Here is a 16,145-nt window from a genome sequence, read left to right as displayed (position 1 = left end):
TTAATCAGTTAACATCAACATTATTGCCCAATAATAAAGATAATATTAAGCAATCGCTAACCAACTCATGGATAAAATGACAAGTGGATCGGGTTTTATATACCAACAAAATAAGGTCCGCCTGTCAGTAAAATTTTGCTGAGTTTTTAATCAAATTGGCGTAGATTAAATAGACAGACTTAATCAGATTGGACCTGTAGCCAGTTTCAGCTTTGCTACCCACGCCAAGCTGAAACACAGTAACTAAGGAAAGATCTTATGCCTATTTATCAAGCTCCACTTCGAGATTATCAATTTATTCTGTCTGAACTGCTCAATGTCTATCAACAAACTGATTTACGCGGTTTTGATGAATTAGATGAAGATCTCACCGATGCGATTCTACAGGGCGTTGCCGACTTCGCCACCAAGGTCATGCTACCACTCAATGCTAGTGGTGACATAGAAGGCTGTAAACTGGTAGGCGGTAAGGTCATTACTCCAAAAGGCTTTAAGCAAGCTTATAAACAATATGTAGAAGACGGCTGGGCAACATTAACCTGTGATCCTGAGTTTGGCGGCCAAGGCCTGCCTGAAGTCATTGGCACCTTTGCCACTGAAATGAAATCGGCTACCAACATGGCATTTGCTATGTATCCAGGATTAACCCATGGTGCGTATTCAGCTATTCATGTTCATGGTAGCGATGCATTAAAACAAAAGTATTTAGCCAAATTGGTCAGTGGCGAGTGGACCGGGACCATGAACTTAACAGAGTCGCATGCTGGTACAGATTTAGCCTTACTGCGCACTAAAGCCATTCCTGCAGCTGATGGTTTATTTGCTATTAGTGGCGAGAAAATATTTATCTCATCTGGCGATCACGACCTAGCCGAAAATATCGTTCATTTAGTATTAGCTCGCTTACCAGATGCGCCAGCAGGCGTTAAAGGGATTTCGTTATTTGCCGTACCTAAATTTTTAGTTAATGATGACGGTAGCTTAGGCAAAGCTAACACCCTAAGTGCGACAAGTTTAGAGCATAAAATGGGCATCCACGGAAACTCGACTTGTGTGATGCATTTTGACAGCGCGATAGGTGAATTAGTAGGTGCAGCGCATCAAGGCTTAAAAGCCATGTTCACCATGATGAACCAAGCACGTTTAGGGGTCGGTCTTCAAGGTTTAGGCGTATCAGATATTGCTTATCAAAATGCCCTCGTCTATGCCAAAGAACGTATTCAAGGCCGTGCATTAAGTGGTATTAAACAACCTGAACAAGCCGCAGACTCATTATTGGTCCATGGTGATATTCGTCGTATGCTGTTATCGCAAAAGTCATTTAACGAAGGTACACGTGCATTAATGGGCCAGCAAGCGTTATGGCTTGACCAAGCAGAACGTCACACCGCCCCTGCTCAAGCAAAACAAGCCTCTGCACTAGCAGCGCTATTTACGCCTATCGTTAAAGGCTTTGTCACCGACCAGGGGTTTAAAGCCTGTGTGGATGCACAGCAAGTATATGGTGGTCATGGCTATATTACCGAATGGGGTATGGAACAGTTTGTGAGAGATAGCCGGATTGCAATGATTTACGAAGGTACAAACGGAGTACAAGCTCTTGATTTAGTCGGCCGTAAATTACTTTCCGATAAAGGCGCTGCATTAAAGATATGGTCAGGTATGGTTAGAGAGTTGATTGAGCAACACTCAACTAATGAAGATATGAAGCCTTATCTTGCAGGATTAATCGATGCGGCTGGCGATCTCGAAAAAGCCACCGGATTTATTGTGCAATCAGCCAGTAAAAATCCAGACATCATTGGCGCTGCATCCATGGCCTATATGCAATTATTTGGTATTACAGCATTAGCTTGGATGTGGACTCGAATTGCAGCAACATCAATAGCGGCATTAGAAATGGGCACTGAAGAAAGTCAATTTTACCAAGCAAAACTTAATACTGCTAAGTTCTTTATGACTTATTGGGGTAGCCAAACCCGTAGTTTACGCAAACAAATTGAAGCCAGTAGCGCTAACATTGTTGAATTTACCGACTCTGACTTTTAATCGCTAATATGATAATTTAAAGCCGCCCCAATTGACTTGAAGCGGCTTTTTTATTCAGTCATGTTGGAGTTAACTTAATCCCACAAAAACTCACGAAAATGCTTTCGACAAACCGACTCATAACTTTCATTACCACCAATGGCAACTTGCTCACCTTCACTCATAGGCTTACCGTCATGATCAAGACGGACAACCATGTTAGCTTTGCGGCCACAATGACAAATAGTTTTCAATTCGACTAACTTATCAGCCCACGCTAATAAATAATGGCTGCCAGTAAACAACTCACCTTGAAAGTCATTACGTAAACCATAACATAACACTGGAATATCCATGTTATCGACTACATGTGTTATCTGCCTGACTTGCTCTTTACTTAAAAACTGACTTTCATCAATCAATACGCAATGAATTTTTTGCTCATTATTGGCCGTCGAAATTAGCTCAATTAAATTATCAGTGCTACCGAATACCTGCGCATCGGTTTCAATGCCAATACGTGATGACACTTTGCCGACACCATAACGATTGTCTATCGATGCCGTCATCACTAAGGTGTGCATACCACGTTCGCGATAATTATAAGAAGACTGCAGTAATGATGTTGATTTACCGGCGTTCATTGCCGAATAATAAAAATACAGTTGCGCCAAAATGAAGCGTCCCAATAGTTAGTCAGATAATGTCGCTCATTTTACCTTTATTAACATCGCAACAACAAACAAAAATGCCATATTCGTTATGAATACGGCATTTTTATGCGGTAGTAATCTGTTTATTAATTTACATTAGCAGATTAATTTGCGTGCACGAAATAATGATCAAGCATTACTTTTTAGCAACAAAGTGCAGTACAACAATACTAATAGCAAACATTACCGAACAGCAAAGCAATCCGGCGATTAAGGAACCCGTAAAACCAAGTACGATATATCCCACGAAACTTATCAATGCTGCAATCAGTGCATAAGGTAACTGCGTTACTACATGGTCAATATGGTGACAACTCGCCCCTGTTGACGACAAAATAGTGGTATCAGAGATAGGCGAGCAATGATCGCCAAATACCGCACCAGATAACACAGCAGCTAACATAGGCAACATCATAGTACTGTCACTGCCCATGGCCATATCTGCGGCAATAGGTAACATAATCCCAAAGGTACCCCAACTAGTTCCGGTTGAAAATGCCGTAATACCCGCTAATAAAAACAACACGGCAGGCAGCATGGCAAACGGAATATTATCGGTGGCTAAACTGGCCATGTACTTGCCTGTTTCTAACTCACCTATTACGCTAGCAATAGTCCAAGCAAACAGTAAAATATATATTGCTGGCAACATAGAACGCGCACCAACCAGCATCCCAGATAGCAACATAGGCAACTCAACTTTTTGTTGAATGCCTAAAATCACCGTGGCAATGAGACCAATAATCGATCCAAAAAATAAAGATGAACTTACATCAGTATTTTCAAATGCACCCAACACATTAAAGGGTAAATCTTTAGCTGCTAATGCATCAGCACCGCTTGAAACCATAAAATATATTGTGGCAAACACTAATATGGCGATAGGCAAAAATAAGCCCATCACCTTACCAGTATCCGCTTCGGGTAAATCGGATACCGCGCCTGGTGGTTGCCCTTTAGATTCATCGAACAAATTACCGCGTAATGCATTTAATTCATGTTGACGCATAGGGCCAACATCTAAGCCAAATGCCGCGACAAATAGCAGTAACAACAACGAAAACACCGCATAAAAGTTCATTGGGATCATTTGCATAAAAACACTTAAATAACCAGAGTCAGTAAATCCATGCGCCGTTAAAATACCGCCAATTAACGCGATGATATATGCCCCCCAGCTAGACACTGGTGAAATAACACATATAGGTGCAGCAGTAGAATCGAGAATATAAGCTAATTTGGCCCGCGAGATATGATAACGATCAGTAATAGGCCGAGAAATAGAACCTACCACTAAACTATTAAAATAATCATCAATAAATACCACACAACCCAAAAACATGGTCATCAGCTTGGCATCACGTTTACTGCGTATATGTTGTTTAGCCCAATCAGCGAATGCCCGAGCAGAACCACTCACGGTAATTAACGCGGTTATCATGCCTAGTACAACCAAAAAACCTAAAATATACACATTCCAATTGTTCAATCCACCGTCTTTCCAAACGAGTTGACCTACTGTGTGTAATATATATTCACTGGTAGCAATAACTGAAAAGTCGCTCAGTAACAAAGCACCAATAACAATGCCTAACCCTAGCGAAAGTAGCACCTTACGGGTTAAAATGGCGAGTAAAATAGCCACAAGTGGTGGCAAAACGGAAAGTGCCGAATCGGCATAACTTATTATCATAATTTAATTATTTCTTCGTTGGATACGAATAGAGAAAACTAGAAATAAGGCTAAACATACGCCGAAAGAGTATGCATTAACTTAACTAGTAGCGCTCCACAGTAATACCCACTTAATATGAATATCATTCTTTTATCATATAGATAAAAACTCTATGACAGTGCAGCCCCTTTCGAGTACTGCACCAACAAATGTGTTTGATAGACTCATTTGTTTCGGCATTGCATCCTTTAATACTGAATTATTGGCATCACCCAATTCAATACGACTTTTACGCAATGCACCTCTACTTTGGCCATTTGCATTTAAAATGCATTACAAACAGCGCGAACATACAATCATAAACGACTTATTCTATGCCAGAAAAAAACACTAAATCGCAGTACAAATAACAATATTGCCAACAAAATCCACAATTGCATAGCATTAGTCTAACGTTTTTAAGTCAAATGCACACTAGCGTAATGGGCACAAAAACAGCAACTGCATCAAACTATTGATTTTTGAACTGACATTTTTAAAACTCAACATAAAAACTAATACTAATTCAAAACTAATCTAACACTAGCCCAATAAAAAAGGTTTCTACTTTATGAGTAGAAACCTTTTGAATAGAACAACGAACGTTTAATCGCGCTTCAAAGTCGGCTGAAAACACTAACTTAATCAACGCCCCCATCTAACGACTTAACGTCAGATTAAATTAGATTGTTCAATGCTGGTACTGCTTCAAATAAGTCGGCAACCAAACCATAATCCGCCACTTGAAAAATAGGGGCTTCAGGGTCTTTGTTAATAGCAACAATCACCTTAGAGTCTTTCATACCAGCAAGATGCTGGATTGCACCAGAAATACCCACTGCGATATACAAATCTGGCGCGACGATTTTACCCGTTTGACCCACTTGTAAGTCGTTTGGAACAAAGCCAGCATCAACCGCAGCACGAGAAGCACCCACAGCCGCGCCCAGTTTATCGGCAAGTTGTTCCAAAATAGCAAAGTTTTCACCGCTACCCATACCACGGCCACCAGACACAATAATGCCAGCATTACCGAGTTCAGGACGCGCTGATTCTGTTAACGATTGAGAGATAAACTCAGTACGCGCCTCAATAGCTTGACTAAGATTAACCACTTCAGCACTGCCTGTTGATGCGACGGCATCAAATGCACTTGAACGCACTGTCATGACTTTTTTATCATCTAAACTTTGCACGGTTGCTAAAGCATTACCCGCATAAATAGGGCGAACAAAAGTGTCACTACTGACAACTTCAATCACTTCAGAAAGTTGTGACACATCTAATAATGCTGCCACACGCGGTAACGTATCTTTACCAATACTGGTTGCTGCCGCTAGAATATGCTCATAGTCGCCCGCAATCTCTACAACTAATTTTGATACATTTTCAGCTAGTTGAGCACCATATTGAGCAGCATCAGCAACTAACACTTTACTCACACCGGCCAAACTTTGTGCTGCACTTACTGCAGCGCTACAATCAACACCAGCAACTAACACATGGATATCACCACCAATTGCGGTTGCCGCGCTGACCACTTTGGCCGTATCGGTTTTTAAACTAACATTATCATGTTCTGCTAATACTAAAATGGCCATGTTAGATCACCTTCGCTTCATTTTTTAACTTCTCAACCAACTCTTCTACAGAAGACACCATAATACCCGCTTTACGATCAACAGGAGGAGTGACCTTAAGCACAGTTTGATGTGCTTTTAAGCTAACACCTAAATCAGAAATCGTCAGCGTTTCTAGCGGTTTACGCTTGGCCTTCATAATATTAGGCAATGATGCATAACGAGGCTCGTTTAAGCGAAGGTCGACCGTAACAATCGCCGGTAAAGGCATTTTTAAAGTTTGTAATCCGCCATCTATCTCACGAGTCACCGTGACAGTATCACCATCAACTTTGACCTCTGATGCAAATGTCGCTTGGGGCATATCAGTTAATGCCGCTAACATTTGTCCAGTTTGGTTGTTGTCACCGTCAATAGATTGCTTACCGAATAATATTAATTGCGCTTGTTCTTTTTCTTGCACGGCTTTTAACAGTTTAGCAATTGACAATGGTACTAGATCTTCATCAGTTTCAATATGAATTGCTCTATCGGCCCCCAGAGCCATAGCCGTTCTTAATTGTTCCTGTACCACTTTTGCGCCCACACTCACCACGACAACTTCGGTGGCAATGCCAGCTTCTTTCAAGCGCACAGCTTCTTCTATTGCAATTTCACAAAATGGATTTAACGCCATTTTAAGGTTAGTAGTCTCAACACTTGTGTTATCAGCTTTTACCCTGACTTTCACATTGGCATCGACTACACGTTTAACAGGCACCAAGACTTTCATAGGGTTTCCTTCCTACAACTTCAATGAACGTGGACAACACATTGACTGTGGCCAATGCAATATGGGTTTACTCTACGTCCTGCTAACGTTAACGTCAACAAAAGTCAAACGCTTGTTTACATGTTTTTGTTGTGATAATGGCAACCAAACAGAACAAACCCTCATTGATTATTTGCTTAATTTATAAATTATATTTCATAAAAAGATAATTTAATTTGATTCAATACCGAATAGTTTCTATTATTGTATCCATATTCAGTGTTTATTAAACTTTATGGGTAATCATTAGGGATTTAAATTTACTTATATTAATAATAAGACTATAAAAAACAACATTAATACTTAAATTAACCAAAAAGATAGATAATTTTATCTATTATCGCTTTTACATTTATTAATAAATCATTTAGGGAATTTACAACATGAGTGACTTTTTAGACATATTAACCCATGGCCGTCGTTTTAAAGCTGCAATAAAAGAATTATCTCTTGATGATTTACGTGAAACAGCTGCCAAATTAGAAAAAATTATTACCGAACGTGAAGAAGAAGAAAAATTAGAACTTGAAGCGAATGCTGAACGTAATGCTCGGATTGCAGAAATTCTTGCTCAAATTGAAAACAGCGGTTTATCTATTGAAGATTTAGGTGAAGTCACGTCTTCAGTTAAAACAGCAACTAAAAAGCGTGCGCCACGTCCAGCAAAATATCAAATCACTGTTGATGGCGAATTAATTCAATGGACAGGTCAAGGTCGCATGCCAACCGTATTCAAACAACAAGTTGATAGCGGAAAAAATATGACTGAATTTTTAATTCCTGGCATGGAATAATTATTCTAACCAGCGATTAACAACACGATTACGTTTTTAGATTAAAAAGGGCTTACTTACGGTAAGCTCTTTTTTTATGACATTAGATTGCTTTATCATCACCATGAGACAAGGTAAACTACCCTTATTGAACCACTCTTATTAATTGAAGGTGACGGTTATGACTTCCCCCCTTAAATATGCATTTATTGCCTCTTCTATAGCACTATTATTAAGTGCATGCGCAAGTGATTATGCGTTCAACAGTAATTTAGACAAAAAAGCAATCAATGATTATTTTAAAGTCGGCGATGTAACGTTATATGAAGGAACTAATCAACCTAGAGGAAAGTTTGATGTATTAGGTTTAGTTGAAGGCGAAGCCTGCCAAGAAACCCTTCGAGATGCACCGCCACAAATGGCCGTTGCACGTACAAATGCCAGAAGAGCAGCGGCAGACATAGGTGCTAATGGTTTTGTGGTTAAAAGCTGTTTTATGATAAATGAAGCAGACAACAGCTGCATTAGCCGTGCTCTTTGTGTTGGGCAAGCGATTAAAACCCTTACAGAAAAATAACAACTCAATATAATATATTGGTAGCCTATAAATGATGAGTGCTCATATAACACTCATCAACATTATTTATATTTAAGTTATGATTCCCTTTCTCTGCTTAATTCAGGTATTGCATGACACAAGGCAACGATCAACACCAGCAAATAGATCCTATTAATAACCGTTCTAGCGTTCCGTTTAGCAGTCAATTAAATGCAGTTGCAATATGCAGAACACCTTATAAGCAAAAATTTGGTATCCCGCGTCAGCCTGGACTAGTCAATGCCATTGGCTATATTGAATTTGAGCCAGATTTTAATCACCTTGATGCTGTAAGAGGAATAGAACAATATTCTCACCTATGGTTATTATTTTGTTTTCATGAAAATCTAGCTCAAGGCTGGAAAACCACAGTACGCCCTCCCCGTCTTGGCGGTAATGAAAAACTAGGAGTGTTTGCTACACGTTCGACATTTAGACCCAATGGGATTGGTCAATCAGTGGTCAAACTCCATAGTGTTGTTCAACGTAAAGGTAAAGTGTGTTTAATGATCTCTGGCATGGATTTATTAGACGGCACACCTATTATCGATATTAAACCCTATGTTCCGTTCTCCGATGCGATAACTGATGCTAAAGGTGGAATTGCCCAAGATGCTCCCGTGCTTATTCCAGTAACTTATACCCCTGTTGCAGCAACTCAAATTAGCCAATATACCATTCAACAACAATACCAAGGCTTAGCCGAATTAATTAATGGCGTATTATCCCAAGACCCTCGCCCAGCCTATAAAAAAGCCAAAGATGATCCCAAACTCTATCAAGTGGCGCTGTATGATTTAGATATTTTTTGGCATGTCACGAAGCAAGGAATTGAAGTATTAGAGCTTAAACCGACCAAAGTGACATTATTAAAGGATTAAGCTTATGCCAGACATTGATTATCAAGCTCAACACAAAAAACGTTTATCATGGATGCCATGGCTATACTTTTCACTTAAACCCAAACATCTCCTTTGGGCTAAACCTTGGCAAGATGAAATTCAACAGCAACTTTGCCAATTAGAAACGATTCATATTGGTGAGCAATGTTTTATTGCCCCACAAGCACAACTTTTTGCTGAACCGGGTCGTGATATCTCTATTGGTAACCAATGCATGATTGCCGCCGATGTGTTTATGCATGGCCCTATCACCTTAGGTAATGAAGTGGCCATTAATCATGGTTGCAGTTTAGATGGTGGTCGTAAAGGTATCAAAATTGGTAGCCAAACTCGTATTGCTAACAACGTCACTGTTTATGCCTTTAACCATGGAATGTCAGCCGACACACCTATCTATAAACAACCTGCAACATCCAAAGGGGTAGTGATTGGCCAAGATGTATGGATTGGCGCTCAAGTAGGTATTGTTGACGGTGTGACCATTGGAGATAGTGTTGTCGTTGGCATGGGCTGCATTGTCACAAAAGATGTTCCAGCCTACGCCATCATTGCCGGTAATCCTGCTCGAGTCATTGGCGATAGACGAGATAAATAACTTCTATAAAGAATGGAAGGTGAAATAAGAAATACATAAGTTGACAAAAATCAGTTTATTTCTCGTCTGCAATATCAAACTTGCCATTTAAGCATCACAAAGCCTACTGTTGAATTGAATTAGCAGGTGACATCATTAATGCAGGTGCTAAAATGGCGCTCATTAATAGCAACTATTTTGGACATTGGTAATGCGAGTTAGTAAGTACCTGCTTTCAACACAAAAAGAAACTCCTGCAAACGCAGAGGTGATTAGCCATCAGTTAATGTTACGCGCGGGTATGATCCGCCGTAATGCGTCAGGTCTTTACAGCTGGTTACCGTCAGGTTTACGTGTATTACGTAAAGTTGAAGCCATTGTTCGTGAAGAAATGAACAAAACGGGCGCTATCGAAATATTAATGCCGTTAGTACAACCAGCTGATCTATGGGTTGAAACAGGCCGCTGGGATAAGTTTGGCCCTGAATTACTGCGTTTCCAAGATCGCAATAATCGAGACTTTGTATTGGGACCAACCCATGAAGAAGTCATCACGGATTTAGTCCGTAAAGAATTAAGTTCATACAAACAACTGCCAATTACACTTTACCAAGTACAGACCAAATTTCGTGATGAAGTACGCCCTCGTTTTGGCGTAATGCGTGCACGCGAATTCTTGATGAAAGATGCCTATTCTTTCCATTTAGATCAAGAAACCATGGACAGCACTTACCACGCAATGCACACCGCATACAGTAATATTCTGACACGAATGGGCTTATCATTCCGCCCAGTGCTAGCAGATACAGGCTCTATTGGCGGTAGCTTGTCGCATGAATTCCATGTACTCGCTAGCAGTGGTGAAGATTTAATCGCTTATTCAACAGGTAGCGACTATGCCGCTAACATTGAAAAAGCAGAATCACCAATGCCAAGCCAAACACGTGCACAGGCAACGCAAGCAATGACGTTAGTGGATACCCCTAACGCAAAAACGATTGCAGAATTAGTTGAACAATTTGGCCTAGACATCACCCAAACGATTAAAACGCTAATTGTTAAGGGTGCAACAGAAGAAGCACCATTAGTCGCATTAGTGATTCGTGGCGATCATGAACTTAACGAAATCAAATCTGACAAACTTGAATTAGTCGCATCACCATTTGAATTTGCATCAGAAGCTGAAATTCGTGATGCCGTGGGTGCAGGTCCAGGTTCTATCGGACCTGTTGGATTGACCATGCCAATTATTGTTGATCATAGCGTCACTGTGATGAGCGATTTTGCTGCTGGTGCAAATACTGATGATAAACACTATTTCGGCATCAACTGGGAACGTGATTTGCCGTTAGCTACTGCAGCGGATATTCGTAATGTCGTTGAAGGAGAACCAACACCAGACGGTCTTGGTACTTATGCCATGGCGCGTGGTATTGAAGTTGGTCATATTTTCCAACTAGGTACAAGCTACTCTACATCAATGAATGCCACTGTGTTGGACGAAAATGGTAAAGCACAAGTGTTATTGATGGGTTGTTACGGTGTCGGTGTCAGCCGTATTGTGGCTGCAGCCATTGAGCAAAATAACGATGACCGCGGTATTATTTGGCCAGAGTCGATTGCTCCTTTCACTGTGGGTATTTTACCAATGAATATGCATAAATCGCATCGCGTTGCTGACATTGCCGAAAAACTTTACCAAGACTTAACCAATGCAGGTGTTGAAGTCTTAATGGATGATCGTAAAGAACGTCCAGGCGTGATGTTTGCAGACATGGAATTAATTGGTTTGCCTCATGTGGTCGTTATAGGCGACCGAAATATCGATGCGGGAGTATTTGAATATAAAAACCGCCGCACCGGTGAGAAGCAAGATATTCCATTTGATGAAATCGTGGCATTTTTAACGAATGCAGCCAAAGGCTAATAGTTAATAGTTAATAGTTAACGAGATGGTATTTTAAGAACGCACTTTACGGTGCGTTTTTTTATTTCTGTTAGAAGATAATTGATGCTTATGTTTATCAACAGCAGTGACTATTAAGAGCTTAATATCCACGACAACTAGAACAACGACAAAACGAAAGTCTGAACTCGTACAAATGAAAAACAACATAGTCGACTTATTGGTAACTGGTGTATGACGTAAAAACAACTCATACTAGCATTCAAAATATTAAAAGTATAAAGGATCAAGATTGTCAGTATCAATAGCATTGGTGTTAGGTGGTGGTGGCGCTAGAGCAGCGTATCAAATAGGCGTATTGAAAGCCCTAGTGCAATGTTATCCACGCAATCACAATGTCCCATTCGATATTATTTGCGGGACGTCCGCAGGCGCGATTAACGCAACGTCACTGGCAACCCATGCATCTTGTTTTCATCTAGCGATAAAAAAACTCGATTGGGTCTGGCGTCATTTTGAAACAGATAAAGTATATCGAGCTTCCATCCCCCAAGTATTAAGACACTTGGGTCGAATGGCCATTAAAGGCTTACAAGGTGACAAGGTGAGCACTGATGCAAGCAGCTTACTCGATAATCAACCATTACGCGAATTGCTGAACAATCTAATTGATTTTAAAAGAATTGACCGTAATATCAGCAATAATGCCCTCAAAGCAATTAGTATCGACGCCTCCTGCTATAACAACTCACGATCGTACAGCTTTTATCAGGGTAATGAACATATTGACGATTGGCAGCGCGCGAGACGAATTGGTATTCGTAGCTTATTAAATACCGAACATTTATTGGCAAGCTCTGCTATTCCAATGGTATTTCCATCAATTAAACTTAATCAAGCCTATTATGGCGATGGGTCTGTACATCAGTTATCACCATTATCAAGCCCTATTCATCTTGGTGCGAATAAAATATTTGTGATTAATTTAGACAGCCCTCATAAACATTTCCCAATCGAGTTTGAATATCACCCTAAAACAGCAACAATAGCCGGGCACTTATTAGATACAATATTCTCGGATACCTTAAACAGTGATTTAGAGCGCTTGCAACGAGTTAACAACACAGTATCAAAAATTTCACTTCAAGAGCGAGAGGCGTTAAATTTACGTCATATTGAAACGTTAGTGATTAAGCCTAGTCAAGATTTAAGCCGCATAGCAGCACGTTATTATGAAGACATGCCTTTTGCGATAAAGACATTATTAAAGTTCATTGGAGTTAATCGCCAATCAGACTCGAGTATCGTATCGTATTTATTATTCGAAAAAAGCTATACCACTACCTTGATGGATTTGGGTTATCAAGATGCGATGGATAGAATTGATGAAATAAAACAATTTTTTGATATCTCGACTACGACTTAATATTCAATCACAACCATGCTTAGATGACATCATAATGACTAAAGATGGCTTGTTCGTTATCAAAGATAGCATTCTCTTAGCGGTATCATTTCCACATGCAATAATTTTTACCATCAATGATGAAATATTTCGCTTTAGCTTATTATTAACTTTAGGTAAAAAGAACTAGTACCAACAGCGGTACAGCTATCTGGAATGTTGAAAATGTCACACTCATTTGAATTTGATGAAGATGATACGCCATGGGGCGATAGCATCAAGGGAAAACCAAAATCGAAAAAAGTAAAACAACGCCGTCGAGATACTAAGCGACGTTACTTTGACGATAATGTTGGAATGGAGTTAGCGCCTGCTAAGTGGAAATAATTTAACAGGATTTTCTCATCAAGTTTAAAAAGCAAGTTGCCTGCAGCTTGCTTTTTTATTGAAAAATAGCCTTGATAAACTCAAGACCATTTAATGAATAACATTGACCCTTAAATAACTGATAACTGTTGATGTCGATATCCCACCTCATACTGACTTAATCAATTTTTACCGACAAAGTGCAGTCTTCTTAAAGATACAATATCGTTGCCAGCCCTAAAAAAGTAAAAAAACCAACCACATCTGTCACTGTTGTCAGAATAACTGATCCTGATAAAGCCGCATCTTGCTTAAAACGCTGTAGGATCATTGGCACCATTACTCCCGCAATGGCAGCAACAGCCATATTAATTAAAATAGCGCAGGCAATAACCACACCCATTATCGTATCGTTAAACCACCAACCGGCGATAATACCAATAACAATCGACCACAACAGGCCATTAAGCGCACCAATTCCGAGTTCGTTTTTCATCAACGACATCACGTTACCAGCAGAAATCTGACCCATTGCCATACCGCGGATCATTAGCGTTAACGACTGGCTGCCCGCAATACCGCCCATTGAAGCAACGATAGGCATCAATACAGCTAATGCAACCACTTGCGACAACACATTTTCAAATAATCCGATGGTAGCAGACGCTAAAAATGCAGTCAGTAAGTTAATCCCAAGCCACACAGCACGACGCTTTGCGCCCACTACAATAGGTGCGAATAAATCGTCGTGTTCATCCATACCTGCGGTAGCCATTAATTGAGCTTCGTAATGTTCACGCACTAGGGCTGTAGCCGTTCGCAGTGTCATTCGCCCAATCAAAATACCTTCTTCATCAACAACGGGTAACTCAAGCTCACTACTGTGCTCAATAGCTTCAGCCGCTTCTATGAGTGATGAATCAGCAGAGATAACACGATTATCTTCCCAAATTAATGTTTGTAACTGAGTATCAAGATCGGCCGTTTTAAAAACGTCATAACGACGCACCGTACCTAAATATTTATCAACGTTATCCACTAAAAAAATATGATCATTACAATCTAAATCTATTCGACGAAAAAAACGTTGCCCTTGAGCGACTGTGGACGTAAGACTTAATGCCAACATCTGGTGATCAGCATAACGACCAATTTCATTTTCAGAATATTGGTCATACAGCTCGAAGTGTTTACGTTGACGTTCCCCCATCTGTGCAAGTGCACGATCGGTTATATCGTCAGGTAACGAATCACTCCATTCAATAAGATCTTCTGGACTTAATTGAGAAAAAAGTAAGTCCAATTCCTCATCGGGCATTTTCTTAACAATGCCTAAACGAGGATCGGCACGCATTAAGTTTAGAACATCAACACGTTCTGCAACATTGACTTGCTGCCAGCGATCATAACGTTCATCAAGCGGTAATGATTCTAATAATAACGCAATGGTGCCAGGTTCAGCTTCAGTTAAAATATCACTGAACACTTCTGCCTGCTCATCACCTTCAGCTTCCGTTAACAGATGCACCACTTGGCTAACATCGGCTTGGGGTTGCGAACTAGTATCGACTTCATCTTCAGAACTAAGTTCGTTCTTCAATTCACTCATTAGCCCGTCCTTAATTCTTGATAGTAAATTATGCGCAAACTATATTGAAATTAGTATTTATAAGCAAACAGATAAATTAAATAGCGCGCAACTAAATTGCTTGCTAACAATTTTTACTTTATAGTTTATCTTTCATATATAAGGAGCTTCACATGACCGCAGCTATTTACCCAATAATCGTAAAAGACATTCAAGGCAATGACGTTGTCATGGAGCACTTTAAAGATAAAGTTTTGCTTATCGTAAACACGGCAAGTAAATGTGGTTTCACGGCTCAATATAAAGCACTAGAAGCCTTATATCAGCAATATAAAGACCGTGGTTTAGTTATTTTAGGATTCCCATGTAATCAGTTCGGCAAGCAAGAACAAGGCAATGAAGAAGAGATCAGCCAGTTCTGCGAACTTAACTTTGGTGTGACCTTCCCACTCTTTAGCAAAATTGAAGTGAATGGTACTAATACCCATCCCTTGTATCACTTTCTTAAAAAATCTGCCAAAGGCCTTTTAGGTAGCGAGTCAATTAAATGGAATTTCACTAAATTTTTAGTCGATAAGCAAGGTAACGTAATTGAACGTTATGCGCCAACAACTAAGCCTGAAGAGCTTAACGCTATCATTGAAAAGCTACTTGGTTAACCGTCACGTTTACCCATAATCAAATCCCGGCAATAAATATAAGCTTGCTTTGGGTGATTGATATCAGGTTAATCACCTTATCTTTGCCAACTAGATGTCGATAAGTGGCACCTAACAGATAAATATCCTGCACAGCCAAATGTTCATTTATTGGAAATGCTCAAGTCATAAAAAATATCATAAAAAACATCAAAACCTAAGTTAATGATAAATATCTATTTTAAAATTAACATCGATATTTTAATAAAAATAATACGTTTATATTGAACTTTTATACCATCAGGTACTCAAACTTAGTAACAGTGATATTCACTTTTGTTCATCATCTCCCTGGGACTTCTAGCGCGGTCCCCTTGATCGCTAAGTCGATCGATAGGCAATCATTTGATTGCCTTTTTTTATGTCTGTTTAATCCCTATTTTTCGCTTTCAATAAGAACTCAATCGCTGCAATGTATGAATTGTTTATCATCGACAGTATTCACTTAACAATTAGGCAATGATAATAATGCCGTCGCATGACCGTATA

The 16,145-nt window shown here is 39.8% G+C and carries 14 protein-coding genes and 1 riboswitch; of the genes, 9 read left to right on the top strand and 5 right to left on the bottom strand.

What is annotated here, in order from left to right:
- Positions 1–258 precede the first annotated feature (258 nt).
- On the top strand, positions 259–2,049 hold the full coding sequence (locus FH971_RS06075; RefSeq protein ID WP_140233725.1) for an acyl-CoA dehydrogenase C-terminal domain-containing protein: 1,791 nt from the start codon (positions 259–261) through the stop codon (positions 2,047–2,049).
- Positions 2,050–2,123: 74 nt separating this feature from the next.
- Here FH971_RS06075 and FH971_RS06070 read toward each other — a convergent pair whose 3' ends face one another.
- From FH971_RS06070 to FH971_RS06055, 4 genes are all read right to left on the bottom strand, one after another.
- Positions 2,124–2,702, bottom strand: coding sequence for a thymidine kinase (locus FH971_RS06070; protein ID WP_137221873.1), 579 nt, complete (start codon positions 2,700–2,702; stop codon positions 2,124–2,126).
- Between the two features lie 175 nt (positions 2,703–2,877).
- Entirely contained in the window at positions 2,878–4,434 is a 1,557-nt protein-coding gene (locus FH971_RS06065; RefSeq protein WP_420853470.1) for a Na+/H+ antiporter NhaC family protein, read from the bottom strand.
- Between the two features lie 81 nt (positions 4,435–4,515).
- Positions 4,516–4,731: riboswitch (Lysine riboswitch) on the bottom strand.
- A gap of 401 nt (positions 4,732–5,132) precedes the next feature.
- Complete coding sequence (locus tag FH971_RS06060; RefSeq protein ID WP_140233723.1) at positions 5,133–6,056, bottom strand: electron transfer flavoprotein subunit alpha/FixB family protein; 924 nt, start codon at positions 6,054–6,056, stop codon at positions 5,133–5,135.
- Position 6,057: 1 nt separating this feature from the next.
- Positions 6,058–6,807 (bottom strand): electron transfer flavoprotein subunit beta/FixA family protein, encoded by a 750-nt coding sequence (locus FH971_RS06055; RefSeq protein ID WP_140233722.1) that lies wholly within the window; start codon positions 6,805–6,807, stop codon positions 6,058–6,060.
- Between the two features lie 422 nt (positions 6,808–7,229).
- On the opposite strand from FH971_RS06055, the gene FH971_RS06050 reads away from it, so the two are divergent.
- The 7 genes from FH971_RS06050 (at position 7,230) to FH971_RS06020 (ending at position 13,391) form a co-directional block, all read left to right on the top strand.
- Positions 7,230–7,640, top strand: a complete 411-nt coding sequence (locus FH971_RS06050) for an H-NS histone family protein (protein ID WP_140233721.1) — start codon at positions 7,230–7,232, stop codon at positions 7,638–7,640.
- 160 nt (positions 7,641–7,800) lie between these two features.
- Positions 7,801–8,196, top strand: coding sequence for an Rcs stress response system protein RcsF (gene rcsF, locus FH971_RS06045; RefSeq protein WP_140233720.1), 396 nt, complete (start codon positions 7,801–7,803; stop codon positions 8,194–8,196).
- Positions 8,197–8,309: 113 nt separating this feature from the next.
- Positions 8,310–9,098, top strand: a complete 789-nt coding sequence (gene tsaA / locus FH971_RS06040) for a tRNA (N6-threonylcarbamoyladenosine(37)-N6)-methyltransferase TrmO (RefSeq protein WP_140233719.1) — start codon at positions 8,310–8,312, stop codon at positions 9,096–9,098.
- Positions 9,099–9,102: 4 nt separating this feature from the next.
- Positions 9,103–9,714, top strand: a complete 612-nt coding sequence (locus FH971_RS06035) for an acyltransferase (protein WP_140233718.1) — start codon at positions 9,103–9,105, stop codon at positions 9,712–9,714.
- Between the two features lie 190 nt (positions 9,715–9,904).
- The gene (locus FH971_RS06030; RefSeq protein ID WP_140233717.1) at positions 9,905–11,620 is read left to right on the top strand and encodes a proline--tRNA ligase; all 1,716 of its coding nucleotides are present in this window, start codon (positions 9,905–9,907) and stop codon (positions 11,618–11,620) included.
- A 271-nt stretch (positions 11,621–11,891) separates the two neighbouring features.
- The gene (locus tag FH971_RS06025; RefSeq protein WP_137221888.1) at positions 11,892–13,025 is read left to right on the top strand and encodes a patatin-like phospholipase family protein; all 1,134 of its coding nucleotides are present in this window, start codon (positions 11,892–11,894) and stop codon (positions 13,023–13,025) included.
- 204 nt (positions 13,026–13,229) lie between these two features.
- Positions 13,230–13,391 (top strand): small highly charged protein, encoded by a 162-nt coding sequence (locus FH971_RS06020; RefSeq protein ID WP_137221889.1) that lies wholly within the window; start codon positions 13,230–13,232, stop codon positions 13,389–13,391.
- 190 nt (positions 13,392–13,581) lie between these two features.
- Here FH971_RS06020 and FH971_RS06015 read toward each other — a convergent pair whose 3' ends face one another.
- Complete coding sequence (locus FH971_RS06015; protein ID WP_137221891.1) at positions 13,582–14,979, bottom strand: magnesium transporter; 1,398 nt, start codon at positions 14,977–14,979, stop codon at positions 13,582–13,584.
- Between the two features lie 152 nt (positions 14,980–15,131).
- Between FH971_RS06015 and FH971_RS06010 the strand changes: the two genes are divergently transcribed.
- Positions 15,132–15,617, top strand: a complete 486-nt coding sequence (locus tag FH971_RS06010; protein ID WP_140233716.1) for a glutathione peroxidase — start codon at positions 15,132–15,134, stop codon at positions 15,615–15,617.
- The last annotated feature ends 528 nt before the right edge of the window (positions 15,618–16,145 follow it).

The sequence above is a fragment of the Shewanella polaris genome, from assembly GCF_006385555.1.
Taxonomy (GTDB): Bacteria; Pseudomonadota; Gammaproteobacteria; order Enterobacterales; family Shewanellaceae; genus Shewanella; species Shewanella polaris.
Note: the sequence above shows the minus strand (reverse complement) of the source record. Positions and strands in the feature narration are given on the sequence as shown.

Coding starts and splice junctions, on each gene's coding strand:
- FH971_RS06050 (WP_140233721.1), top strand. CDS start 7,230: ATGAGTGACTTTTTAGACATATTAACCCATGGCCGTCGTTTTAAAGCT.
- FH971_RS06020 (WP_137221889.1), top strand. CDS start 13,230: ATGTCACACTCATTTGAATTTGATGAAGATGATACGCCATGGGGCGAT.
- FH971_RS06055 (WP_140233722.1), bottom strand. CDS start 6,807: ATGAAAGTCTTGGTGCCTGTTAAACGTGTAGTCGATGCCAATGTGAAA.
- FH971_RS06060 (WP_140233723.1), bottom strand. CDS start 6,056: ATGGCCATTTTAGTATTAGCAGAACATGATAATGTTAGTTTAAAAACC.
- FH971_RS06030 (WP_140233717.1), top strand. CDS start 9,905: ATGCGAGTTAGTAAGTACCTGCTTTCAACACAAAAAGAAACTCCTGCA.
- tsaA (WP_140233719.1), top strand. CDS start 8,310: ATGACACAAGGCAACGATCAACACCAGCAAATAGATCCTATTAATAAC.
- FH971_RS06065 (WP_420853470.1), bottom strand. CDS start 4,434: ATGATAATAAGTTATGCCGATTCGGCACTTTCCGTTTTGCCACCACTT.
- FH971_RS06015 (WP_137221891.1), bottom strand. CDS start 14,979: ATGAGTGAATTGAAGAACGAACTTAGTTCTGAAGATGAAGTCGATACT.
- FH971_RS06035 (WP_140233718.1), top strand. CDS start 9,103: ATGCCAGACATTGATTATCAAGCTCAACACAAAAAACGTTTATCATGG.
- FH971_RS06075 (WP_140233725.1), top strand. CDS start 259: ATGCCTATTTATCAAGCTCCACTTCGAGATTATCAATTTATTCTGTCT.
- FH971_RS06010 (WP_140233716.1), top strand. CDS start 15,132: ATGACCGCAGCTATTTACCCAATAATCGTAAAAGACATTCAAGGCAAT.
- rcsF (WP_140233720.1), top strand. CDS start 7,801: ATGACTTCCCCCCTTAAATATGCATTTATTGCCTCTTCTATAGCACTA.